Below are 10,881 nucleotides of genomic sequence, written 5' to 3'. Positions count from 1 at the left end.
GAGGCTGCCACGCCGACCCCGTCGATCGTCCATATCAGACAGTCGCGACAAAGTCCGGGCCGACCAGGGCCGGATGGTGGCCCCGATCTTCTGATCTTCCCGGCGACCAACGATCTTGCGCGAATGTCCGGGCACTTAGGGTATACAGGACGAAATTCGGGGCATTCGCGCAAGATCGTCGGCTACCCTCGCGCACGAGTCGGACGGTCGCGACAAAGTCCGGGGTGGAGGGTGAAACGGTGAGCGGGCGACGGCGGACGATGCGTCGCCCCAGAAACCTGGCAGTGGAGGCCCCCCAGGGCCGGAACGGTCTCCCGCGCGAGGAGCGGAGGCGAGATCGACGAACCCGGGACATGAATATGATCTTTTGTTCAGGAAAGAAGAGCTTCCAACGTGGCCCGCGCACCCGACGTGTGGAGGGAGTCGAGCGCCCACTGGTACGCGGCGACGAAACGTGGACTGTCGGCCAGGTCGCCGAAGAGGTCGCGTTGTTCCAGGAAATCGCCGCGGATCGCGGCAGCCATGACGCCGTCCCGCCGCCGGTCGACGACGTCGATCGGGGTGCCCTGCTCGTCCACGCCGTCGGCGTAGCGGGCCCAGCTCGCGACGATGGCCGCGGACCGGTGGATCGGGCCGCCGGCGGCCAGCTGCGCCCGGATGACCGGGACGAGCCAGGTGGGGATCCGGTCGGACGAGTCCGCGCAGAGGCGGGCGACCGTGTCGCGAACGTGCGGGTTGGCGAAGCGTTCGAGGAGGGTCGCCTTGTAGCGGGCCAGGTCCACGCCGGGTGCGGGATGCAGGGTGGGCGTGGCCTCTTCGTCCATGTACCGGGTCAGCAGGTTCACGATCAGCGGGTCCTGGGCGGCCTCGTGCGCGTACCGGTGGCCGAGGAGGTGGCCGAAGTAGCACATGCCCTGGTGGGAGGCGTTGAGCAGGCGCAGTTTCATCAGCTCGTACGGTTCGACGTCGGCGACCATCCGCACACCGTCGGCCTCTTCGAAGGGTGGCCGGCCGAGCGGGAAGTCGTCCTCGACGACCCATTGGCGGAACGGTTCGGCGACCACCGGCCAGGTGTCGGCGACGCCGAACTCCGCGGCGATCTCGGCTCGGTCGGCGTCGGTCGTCACGGGCGTGATCCGGTCGACCATGCAGTTCGGGAAGGCGACCTCTGCGGCGATCCAGGTTCCCAGCTCGGGGTCGAGGCGGGCGGCGAAGGCGGCCACCATGCGGCGGGCCCCCCCGCCGTTGCCCGCGATGTTGTCGCACGACAGCACCGTGAACGGCGGGATGCCCCGGGCACGGCGGCGGACCAGGCCGGCGACGAGGAAGCCGAAGGCCGTCACCGGCACCGCGCCCGGCCGCAGGTCGTGCTGGACGGCCGGGTCGCCGTCGTCGAACTCGCCGGTCGTCGGGTCGACGTGGTAGCCGCCCTCCGTCACGGTCAGCGACACGATGCGTACGCCGGGATCCGCGAGCTGTTCGACGACGGCGTCCGGGTCGTCGGGCGCGTACCGGAAATCGATGATGGAACCGATCTCGCGGGCCTCGCGGGTGCCGTCGGGGTGCTTGAGGACGAGCGTGTAGCGGTGGTCCCGGGCGGCCAGCGCGTCGCGCATGCGGGCGTCACCCGGCAGGACGCCCACCCCGCAGATCCCCCAGTCGTCCGCGAGCCCGGCGTTCATCAGGTCGTCCAGGATCACCGCCTGGTGGGCCCGGTGGAACCCGCCGACTCCGAAGTGGACGATGCCGGTACGCACCCCGCCACGGTCGTACGCCGGCCGCCGGACGGTCACTTGATCCCCGAGATGCGTACGCCGCTGACGATGTAGCGCTGGAAGACGAGCAGCAGCACGACGGTCGGCAGGGAGGCGAGCGTGGATCCGGCCATCAGCAGCCCCCAGTCGATGCCGCGCTCGGACCGGAAGGTGCCGAGGAACTGCATGATCTGGGTGAGGTCGGGGTCGGTGATGGTCAGGATCGGCCACACGTAGGCGTTCCAGTACGCAAGATACGACCCGATGCCGACGACCACGAACGGGGCGGCCGACTGCGGCAGGAACACCCGGGTGAAGATCTGCCAGCGGTTCGCGCCGTCGATCATCGCGGCCTCCTCGACCGCGACCGGGAAGTTGAGGTAGTACTGGCGGAGGAAGAACATCTGCGCCGCCGAGGCCACGCCCGGGACGATGAGGACGGCCATCGTGTTCAGCATGCCGAGCTTGGTCACGACGACGAACGACGTCAGCAGGATCGCCATCGCCGGGATGAACATCGGCATGATGCAGTAGACCCACCAGAACCGCTTGCCGGTGAACTCCAGCCGGGCGAAGGCGTACGCCGCCATCGAGTTCACGACGAGGCTCAGCACGGTGAAGACGACCGCGCCGACGAACGTCACGATCATCGCCCGGGAGAACTGCCCGTCCCGCAGGATGTCGGCGTAGTTCTGCCACCGCCACATGTCCGGGAAGAACTGGAAGGGCGAGCGCAGCACCTCCTCCCGGCCCTTGAAGCCGGCGATCGCCATCCAGGCCAGCGGGAACATGACGCTGATCGTGATGAGCGCGACCAGGACGGCCTTGGCGGACTTGCGTACGAGGGGTTCGGACATGGCTGGTTCCCCTTTCCGGTCAGCCGTCGACGGCTTTGTCGGACCGGATCAACCGGAAGATGACGACGGAGATGAGGCCGAGCACCGCGAACAGGAGCAGGGACGCGGTCAGCGAGAAGCTCGTCGCGTACGGGGTCATGTCACGGAAGCTGTTGAAGATGAAGAAGTTGGGCGTCGAGGTCGCGCCGGTCGGGCCGCCGTTCGTCATGATCAGGGGCAGGTCGAGCATCTGGATGGCCAGCGTGAAGCCGGTGACGAACAGGTAGAGCAGGACGTTGCGCAGCAGCGGGACGGTGACGTACCAGAGCCGCTGCAGGAACCCGGCGCCGTCCAGCATCGCGGACTCGTAGTAGCTCTCCGGGATGTCCAGCAGCGCGGCGAGCAGGATGAGCGTCGTAATGCCGAACCCGAGCCAGATGCCCGGTACGGCGATCGCCGGCAGGGCCCAGTCGGGGTCGTTGAGCCACGCGACGGGCGCCTTGTTGATCAGTCCGAGGATCCAGTTGACGACGCCCTCGTCCTGGTACATGAAGGTGAACAGGACCGAGGCGATCACCGTCGAGACCACCGCCGGCAGGTAGATGGTCACCTTCATGAAGGCCGCCATCCGCTTGCTCAGGGTCTTGATGAAGCTGGCCAGGAAGAGCGCGATCAGGATTCCGGCGGGCACGACGATCAGCGCGTAGTAGAGGCCGATCCAGATCGAGTGCCAGAAGTCGGTGCTCTCCAGGACGTACTGGTAGAACTGCAATCCGACGAACTGCGGATCCTTGTAAAAGCTGATCTTGAAGGTGCTCAGGTACAGCGAGTACGCGAGCGGCCACATGACGAAGATGCCGAGCAGGACGGCCATCGGCGCGATCATCAGGTACGCGGTGAGGTTGTCCCGCCGCCCTTTTCCGCGCCGGCGCGGCTTGCCGTGGGCCACGGTCTCCGCCGGCAGCCGTCCGGTTCGCGCCGATTCGAGCAACGCCACGACGATCCCTCGCAATCCGAGTCCAGGCCCGGGGACGCGGCGACCGCGTCCCCGGGCACCAGGGCGTACAGGTTAGTGCTGCGGCTGCGTTCCGGCCAGCGACTGCTTCTTGATCACGTCGTTGATCTGCGAATCGGCCTTCTTGAGGGCGTCGGGGACGCTCGCGGTGTTCTTCATGGCGCTCTCGATCGCGGTGCCGAACGCGAGCGCGATGTCCCACGGGTACGCCGGCTCCTGCTTGCCGTACGGCACGACCTGGTCGGAGATGACCTTCATGAACGGGTCGGACGTGGCGTCGGCGTTGCCCGCCAGTGCCTGGTCCACCGACGTGCGCACGGTGTACTTGGAGTACCCGCTCGCCTTGAAGAAGTCCGTCATGATCGACGGGTCGCCGGCCAGCAGCCAGTTGACGAAGTCCGCCGCGGACTGCTTGCTCTTCGACTTGGCGTCGACGGTCAGGGTCCAGCCGCCGAGGGTGGCGGTGGGCTTGGTCGCGTCGCCGTCCATCGACGGGAACGGTGCGACCGCCGTCTTCGCGATCATCGCCGGGAAGGTCTGCTTCAGCTGGCCGACCACCCAGGAGCCGCCCGCCATCATGGCCACCTCGCCGCTGCCGTAGGGCGAGCCGTCGGCGTACCCGACCTTGGGGGTCTTCGGCATGTAGCCGCCCTGGTACAAATCCTTGTAGAACTGCAGCAGCTGCTCGTAGCACGCGTCGGTGGCGTTCGCCTTCGACCAGTCGTCGGCGACGGGCAGGTGGCCGCAGGCGTTGTACTGCAGGCCCCAGCTCGACCAGCCGAGGTCCGCCGCGGCCGACGCGATCGTCATGCCCTTGACCTTGCTGGTCGTCAGCTTCTGCGCCCACGTGATCAGCTCGGCCCAGGTCTTGGGCGGGCTCTTGGGGTCGAGCCCGGCCGCCTGCGCCAGGTCCGTGCGGTAGTAGAGCACCGTCGAGGGCTCGACCAGCATCGGGTACGCGTAGTGCTTGCCGTTGGCGCTGACGAAGCTCTTGACGTTCGCCTTGATGTCGTCGAACGCCGAGGCCGGCAGGAGCCCGTCCAGCTCGGCGAGTTCGCCGTTGGCGGCGGCGGCGTTGATGTTGCCGTAGTTGGTGGTCTGCACGTCGGGCGCGCTGCCGGCGGCCTGCGCGGCCTTGAGCTTCTGCGCCCAGGTGTCGGCCGGCACGACCTGGAGGTTGACCTTCACCTTGGTCTGCGCCGCATTGAAGGCGTCGACCTGCTTCTTGAACCAGGCCTGCTGGTAGTCCTCGAACTTCTGCTGCCAGAAGGTGATCGTCGTCGTGCCGTTCTTCGAGCTGCCGTCACCGTCACCGCTGCTGCATCCGGTGAGCGCCAGTGAAGCCGTCATCACCGCCGATATGACCATTGCAATCGCATTGCGTCTGTTGGGCACTTTTCCTCCTCCTGCGGCTCGTCGCCGAACCGTGCCGACATCTTGCAGGACGAACTGCGGGCGTACAGCCCTAAGAAACCTCGCTGACCTGCGACGCCGTCCGCGACGGCGCCCCCTTGCCGCCGGAGGCGGTGACAAGATCAGCTTTATACCAGTAAACGTTGTACGGATCCCAGACCGAGAGCGTGAAGTAGATGGTGCTGGTGCTGGTCGCCGCGGCCACCGGGGACAGGAACGGCGCGTAGAGGCCCGGAACGTCCGCCTTCGAGACGAGCGTTCGCGCCTCGCTCCACGGGCCCCACGGCGTCACGCCCTCGCGCAGGCTCGTGCCGCCGTCGCCGCCGTTGGAGTAGGTCATCAGCCACCGCGAGAGGTAGCCGTTCCAGACCACCGACAGCTCGCCGACCGTGTCGTCGACGATCGTCCGGGCGGCGTCCTGGTCCGGCGACCACACGGGCTCACCGTTCGTACCGGTGCCGGTGAAGTAGCGGTACGCCGACGGCGTCTCCACCTCGGCCACCGCGACCTTCATGAGCCGAACGCCGCCGAACCGCCCGTGGGTGACGCCCCAGAAGTACAGGTCGCCGTCGTGCTCGGCCACGCTCACCTGGACGAAGTTGCTCTCGCCGCTCCAGGTGGGGGCGGCGAGCCTGGTCCAGGTCCGTCCTTTGTCGACGGACTTGGCGAGGCCGGAGTCGTTGCACTCCCACTCGCCCGGCTCGCCCCAGTGGCGTACCGACATGTACGCCAGATACATGGCGCCGTTGGCCGCGAACCCGTAGGTCGGGATCACGGTCATCTCGGTGTTGTCGAGTTTCTCCGAGGAGAGCAGCTCCTTGGCCCGGCCCCGCTCGTCGGCGATGTAGCCGTCGAGCCGGATGCCGTCCTCGAGCCGCGTGTCGGTGGACCAGGCCAGCGTGTTCGACCGCCATTCCTCGCCACCGCCACCGGTGAGTCCCGGTTCGCGGCGGCCGAAGGTGTCGCCGAACACGAACCACGTCTTGCCGTCCATCTCGAACATCGATCCCAGGTCCTGCCCGGCGACCTCGAACCGGTCGGTCGCGTTGGCCGAGTCGGGCCCGGTCAGCTGCGCCACCCGCGTCACGTCGCGTACGCCGGTGAGCACGAACTGCCCCGGTGCAGCATCCGTCATGTCCGCTCCCCGGTGTGTGCACGCCGTCGTCGCCAGAGCGAGGGCCGCCACCAGAGCCGCACTCCACCGCGTCCAGCCGTTGTGGACCGATGACGTACGCATGTCCGGCATGTGACCTTCGCTTCCGGTCGGGAATCGATTGGCTCGTAGTGAACACGATGCAATCGATTTCGTCAAGGAGTGCCCAACAAGCGCTGCCAGATCTTGTTCGCGCTGCGCTACGGCTACGAAACCGATTGCAAGCAAGGTTTCAGATCGCCCGTGCGCTGGTCTTCCTGGGTGACCACCGACCGGTCGGTGAAGGTCATCCCTCCCTCAGTTCACGTGTACGCGTACAGCGCCGGTCATCGTGGGCGCGCGGCCGGACCGGGAACCAGGTCGGCGACCGGCCATACCTGGCCGGTCCGGTAAACTCGTCCACATCAGACCGCGTACCTGGGGAGGCGCCGGGTGGACCCGCAGCCGAGGCCGCCGCTGCGGGAACTGCGGCGGGCCGCCGGGCTGACCCAGGAACAGCTCGCCGAGCGCTCGGGCGTCGGCGTCCGCACGATCCGCCGGCTGGAGCGCGGCGAGCCGGTCGATCCGCGGCTGGGCACGATGAACCTGATCGCCGAGGCGCTGGACCTCGCCCCGGAGCAGCGCCGACGGCTGCTGACCGGATCGGATCCGGCGGTCGAGGCGCAGCCGGCCGCCGAGCCGCGACCGCAACCGGCGCCCGCCGACCGCGACGGTCTGGCCGAGGCGGCCGGGCAGCTCGCCCAGGTGGTGTCCGCACGCTGGCAGCGCGAGGAGGAGCAGCAGCGCCTGCACGATCCGTTCCCGCTGCGCGTACGCTGGCGGGCCGCGCCGGATCGGCTCATCGACTTCTGGGACAGCATCCGGAAGGTACGCGAGGACGACGCCGACCCGCTCGACCTGGCCGGCACGCTCGACGAGGTGGCCGCCGTCCACCGCCGCGTACCGTCCGGGCGGCTGGTCGTGCTCGGCGAAGCCGGGGCGGGCAAGACCGTCCTGGCGATCCGGTTCGTGCTGGAGCACGCGCGTACGCGTACCGCCGCCGATCCGGTGGCCGTCGTCTTCGGCATCGGTTCCTGGAACCCGGCCGCCGAACCGCTGCGCGACTGGCTCATCGGCCGGCTGCTGCGCGACCACCCCGGCCTGGCCGCCCGCACGCCGACCGGCCGCACGTACGCGGCCGCGCTGGTCGAGGCGAACCGCGTCCTGCCGGTCCTGGACGGCTTCGACGAACTCGCACCCGGCCTGCGCGCGGCGGCCCTGCGCGCGTTGAGCGCCACCCCGATGCCGCTCGTCCTGACCAGCCGCCCGGACCAGTACGCCGACGCCGTCGCGACGGGCGGCGTCCTCACCGCGGCCGCCGGGATCGAGCTGTGCGACCTGGCGGCGGCCGAGGTCGTGACCTATCTGCCCCGCACCACCCGCCCGACATCCGGTACGCCGTGGTCCCCGGTGCTGGCCGCCCTCGACGATGCGGCCGGTGGCGGGCTCGCCGCCACGCTGCGTACGCCTCTCATGGTGGCCCTGGCCCGCACCGTCTACAGCGACGAGCCCGGCGCCGACCCGGCGTCCTTGATGGACGGTGACCGGTTCCCCTCCGCGTACGCCATCGAGGAGCACCTCCTGGCCGCCTTCACCCCGGCGGTCTACGGGCGGCCGGGGCCGGTCGAGGCGCACTGGAACGCCCGTGCTGCCACGGGCTGGCTCGGCCACCTCGCCCGGCACCTGCACCGGCGCGGCTCCGCCGACCTGGCCTGGTGGCAGCTGGCGGCCACCCTGCCCCTGCGCGTACGCGTGATCGTCACGACCCTGGTCGCCACGCTGGCCGCCGCCCTGGTCGACGGCCTGGTGGTGCTGCCGTTCGACGTGGTCGGCTACGGCGGCCCGGTGGCGGGCCTGCGCGCCGCGGCGCTGGACGGCCTCCTGGTCGGCCCGGTCATCGGGATTCCGCTGGGCGTGGTCTACCTGGTCCTGCTGGCCCGCCGCCCGGACGGCCCGGCGCCGGGCCGGTTCCGGTTGCGCCTGGCCGGCCTGCCGTATCGCGACGCGCGCGAAGTCCTGCGCCGGGGCGCGGCCGGCGTGCTCGGCGGCGCGGCGGTCGGGATCGCGTTCGGCCCGGCGCTCATCTTCACCCAGGCGGTGCTGCACGGCCGGGCGGCCGGTGTCACGGTGGCCGACCTCGTCCGCTACAGCCTCGTCGACGCGCTGTTCATGGGCATCCTGTTCGGCGTCGCGGCCGGCCTGGTGTTCGCCGCCGCGGCCGCGCTGGACTCCCCCGCGGACCTGATCGCCGCCCCCGACCCGGCCGGCCTGCTGGCGATGAACCGCACCACGGTCCTGCGCCAGGTCGCAGTGCTCTTCCCACCGTTCGTCGGCACGATCGTCGGCGGCGGATGGCTGGTACGCGCCGCGCTCCAGCCGCTCCTCGGCCCGATGGAATGGAGTCTCGGCGCCGGCCTCACCATCGGCGTCGTCGGCGGGCTGAGCGCCGGGCTCGCCTACGTGCTCGCCTTCACGGCCTGGGGTCAGTGGATCGTGTTCGGCCGCGTCTGGCTGCCGCTGACCGGCCGCCTACCGTGGCGCCCCATGTCCTTTCTGGACGATGCCTACCGGCGGGGGGTGCTGCGCCAGTCCGGCGCGGTCTACCAGTTCCGCCACACCCGGCTCCAGCAGAGCCTCGCGGCTGAGGGTCGGCGCGGAGACCCGCAGTCGTGAGCCGTCAGGCCGCGGCGCGCAACGTCCCCCGGCCCGCCGATTCGCGTACGCCGGGATGCAGCAGCACCAACTGCAACCCCGGGTACGCCGCGATCTGCAGCCACAGCTGCTGGAGCGACACGCGCCCGAGCTGGGGATGGTGCAGGGTCTGCACCGACGCGGCCTCGTTGCTGACGATGTGCCGGTCCCACACCTCGGTGAAGGCGGGGCTCTTGGCCCGCAGCCGGCGGATGAGCGCCTCGAAGACCGGGTCGTCGAGCAGTTCGGCCCGCTGTGCGCGCAGCCGGCCGGCGGCCTCGGCCGCCTCGTGCTCCCAGTGCGGGAAGCGCTCGCGGGAGGCCGGGTGCCCGAAGAGGAGGTCGAGGTAGTTGCACGGCCCGTCGACGTCGAGCAGCCGCCGGGCCGCCACGTTGGCGGCCACGATGTTCCAGTAGCGGTCGAGGAAGTACGCCGGGTTGGGCAGGAAGCTGTCGACGACGGGACCGGTCAGCTCGTGGTCGACCACGGCGGTGCGGCCGGGCACGACGGGTGCCGCGTAGCCGGCCATGCGCATCATGTACTGCCGTTGCGCCTCGTTGAGCCGCAGCACGTTCGCGATGGCCGACAGGACGCTCGGCGAGACGTTCTTGGCCCGGCCCTGCTCGATCCAGGCGTACCAGGACGCGCCGACCCCCGCGAGCATCGCGACCTCCTCCCGGCGCAGGCCGCGTAACCGGCGGGAGCCGGTGTGTGGCAGGCCTACCTCGGTAGGCGTCACCTCCGCCCGCCGGGCGGCCAGGAAGCTACCGAGTTCGTTGAGCCGGCGATCGGCGACGGTGGAACGCTTCTGGTCCATCTTGTACCCCGCTTTGTCGTCGTGCTTCGCCGCCGGAGTAAGTCGTCATGGCATCGGCGCACATGACGTCCACTCAGGACGACCAGCCTTGATAACCATTCGTGTGTATCACTTCCACGGTCGGTTACCGCAACTGACGTCGGTGACCGTACGTTCGTCAGCTCACCTTCCCCCGGTACCCCCTGAACTCCCGCAATACCGGCAAGTCGCGCGTGGACAAATGCCAGAAAACCCATGAACTCGCCATATATTACGGATGATCTATCTTACAAAGACTTAACCGGAGCCCCGCCGGCTGTTGGTGCCACACATGGTGCCGTGCGTGCTGTTGACGCTGGCGGCTGGGCCGCCCCGGCGGGCGCTGCGATGCTGGGTCTCACGGGTCGCGACCGTCAGTCCACTTTCGCCGATTCACCTTTCGCCGATCCACAGCGATTCCAGCAGGAGGACACGTTGAGACTGGCTATCTCCGGCACCTATTCGGTCGGCAAGACGCTCACCAGCATGGCGGTCGCGCACCTCACCGGCGTACCGCGCACCTCCGCGCTGACCATGCGGGAACTGCTGCCGATCTCGGTGCCCGGCAAGACCCTCGAAGAGTGCAACGGCGCCGAGATCATCATGCTGATCTGCCGGCGCAACCAGGGGCGGGCCGTGGCCGAGAGCCACCTGCCCGACGGTTTCATCTCCGACGGCTCCACCCTGCACGAGTGGTCCTACGCCACCGTGCGGGTCGCCGTCGGCATCAACCCGAACGACTCGGTGAACCTCGACACCATCGAACTGCCCGACGACATCCGGTTCTACGCCGAGGTCATGCGGCAGATCGGCGTACCGGCCAAGCAGCACGCCAAGGCGGCGTACGACGCGTTCGTGCACCTGCCCATCGAGTTCCCGATCGTCGAGGACGGCCACCGCCCGGTCAACGAGAAGTTCCGCCAGCTGGCCGAGGAGCTCCTGCTCAAGACGCTGGTCGAGCTCGACATCCCGGTCTACACCGCGGGCGGCACCGTCGCCGAGCGGCTGGAGAAGATCATCGATATCTTCAAGTTCAAGCCGGTCGTGAGCATCGAGGAAGCGATCGCGCTGGCCGAGGCGGAGTACGCCCTGATCGACATGCGCGGCGAACTCGAACGCGCCGCCGATCCGGTGCACTGACACCA

The 10,881-nt window shown here is 69.2% G+C and carries 8 protein-coding genes; 2 read left to right on the top strand and 6 right to left on the bottom strand.

Annotated features, from left to right (window positions below):
- Positions 1-371: 371 nt before the first annotated feature.
- The 5 genes from G401_RS48290 to G401_RS48285 form a co-directional block, all read right to left on the bottom strand.
- Positions 372-1,793, bottom strand: a complete 1,422-nt coding sequence (locus tag G401_RS48290) for a mannitol dehydrogenase family protein (protein ID WP_051367132.1) — start codon at positions 1,791-1,793, stop codon at positions 372-374.
- Positions 1,790-2,611 carry a carbohydrate ABC transporter permease gene (locus G401_RS0125190; protein WP_027344664.1) on the bottom strand — a complete coding sequence of 274 codons (822 nt, stop codon included), beginning with the start codon at positions 2,609-2,611 and terminating at the stop codon, positions 1,790-1,792. The genes G401_RS48290 and G401_RS0125190 overlap by 4 nt, the downstream gene beginning before the upstream one ends.
- Before the next feature lie 19 nt (positions 2,612-2,630).
- A complete protein-coding gene (locus G401_RS0125185) occupies positions 2,631-3,587 on the bottom strand; it encodes a carbohydrate ABC transporter permease (RefSeq protein ID WP_245601834.1) in 957 nt (318 codons plus the stop codon).
- Between the two features lie 72 nt (positions 3,588-3,659).
- Positions 3,660-4,955 carry an ABC transporter substrate-binding protein gene (locus G401_RS0125180; protein WP_245601833.1) on the bottom strand — a complete coding sequence of 432 codons (1,296 nt, stop codon included), beginning with the start codon at positions 4,953-4,955 and terminating at the stop codon, positions 3,660-3,662.
- 115 nt (positions 4,956-5,070) lie between these two features.
- On the bottom strand, positions 5,071-6,153 hold the full coding sequence (locus G401_RS48285; protein WP_084557585.1) for a DUF4185 domain-containing protein: 1,083 nt from the start codon (positions 6,151-6,153) through the stop codon (positions 5,071-5,073).
- 450 nt (positions 6,154-6,603) lie between these two features.
- Here G401_RS48285 and G401_RS0125170 point away from each other — a divergent pair, with 450 nt between their 5' ends.
- Complete coding sequence (locus tag G401_RS0125170) at positions 6,604-8,883, top strand: helix-turn-helix domain-containing protein (RefSeq protein ID WP_034592999.1); 2,280 nt, start codon at positions 6,604-6,606, stop codon at positions 8,881-8,883.
- Between the two features lie 4 nt (positions 8,884-8,887).
- Here G401_RS0125170 and G401_RS48280 read toward each other — a convergent pair whose 3' ends face one another.
- Positions 8,888-9,718: a helix-turn-helix transcriptional regulator gene (locus G401_RS48280; protein ID WP_051367130.1), complete on the bottom strand. Its 831-nt coding sequence runs from the start codon at positions 9,716-9,718 to the stop codon at positions 8,888-8,890.
- 453 nt (positions 9,719-10,171) lie between these two features.
- Here G401_RS48280 and G401_RS0125160 point away from each other — a divergent pair, with 453 nt between their 5' ends.
- Positions 10,172-10,876 (top strand): AAA family ATPase, encoded by a 705-nt coding sequence (locus G401_RS0125160; protein ID WP_027344660.1) that lies wholly within the window; start codon positions 10,172-10,174, stop codon positions 10,874-10,876.
- Positions 10,877-10,881 lie beyond the last annotated feature (5 nt).

The organism is Hamadaea tsunoensis DSM 44101 (genome assembly GCF_000428945.1).
GTDB lineage: Bacteria > Actinomycetota > Actinomycetes > Mycobacteriales > Micromonosporaceae > Hamadaea > Hamadaea tsunoensis.
The sequence above is the reverse complement of the archived record's forward strand: the minus strand, read 5'-3'. Positions and strand labels throughout refer to the sequence as shown.

Excerpts from the sequence above, each read along its gene's own strand:
- G401_RS0125190 (WP_027344664.1), bottom strand. The coding sequence starts at position 2,611 with ATGTCCGAACCCCTCGTACGCAAGTCCGCCAAGGCCGTCCTGGTCGCG.
- G401_RS0125180 (WP_245601833.1), bottom strand. The coding sequence starts at position 4,955 with ATGACGGCTTCACTGGCGCTCACCGGATGCAGCAGCGGTGACGGTGAC.
- G401_RS48285 (WP_084557585.1), bottom strand. The coding sequence starts at position 6,153 with ATGACGGATGCTGCACCGGGGCAGTTCGTGCTCACCGGCGTACGCGAC.
- G401_RS48280 (WP_051367130.1), bottom strand. The coding sequence starts at position 9,718 with ATGGACCAGAAGCGTTCCACCGTCGCCGATCGCCGGCTCAACGAACTC.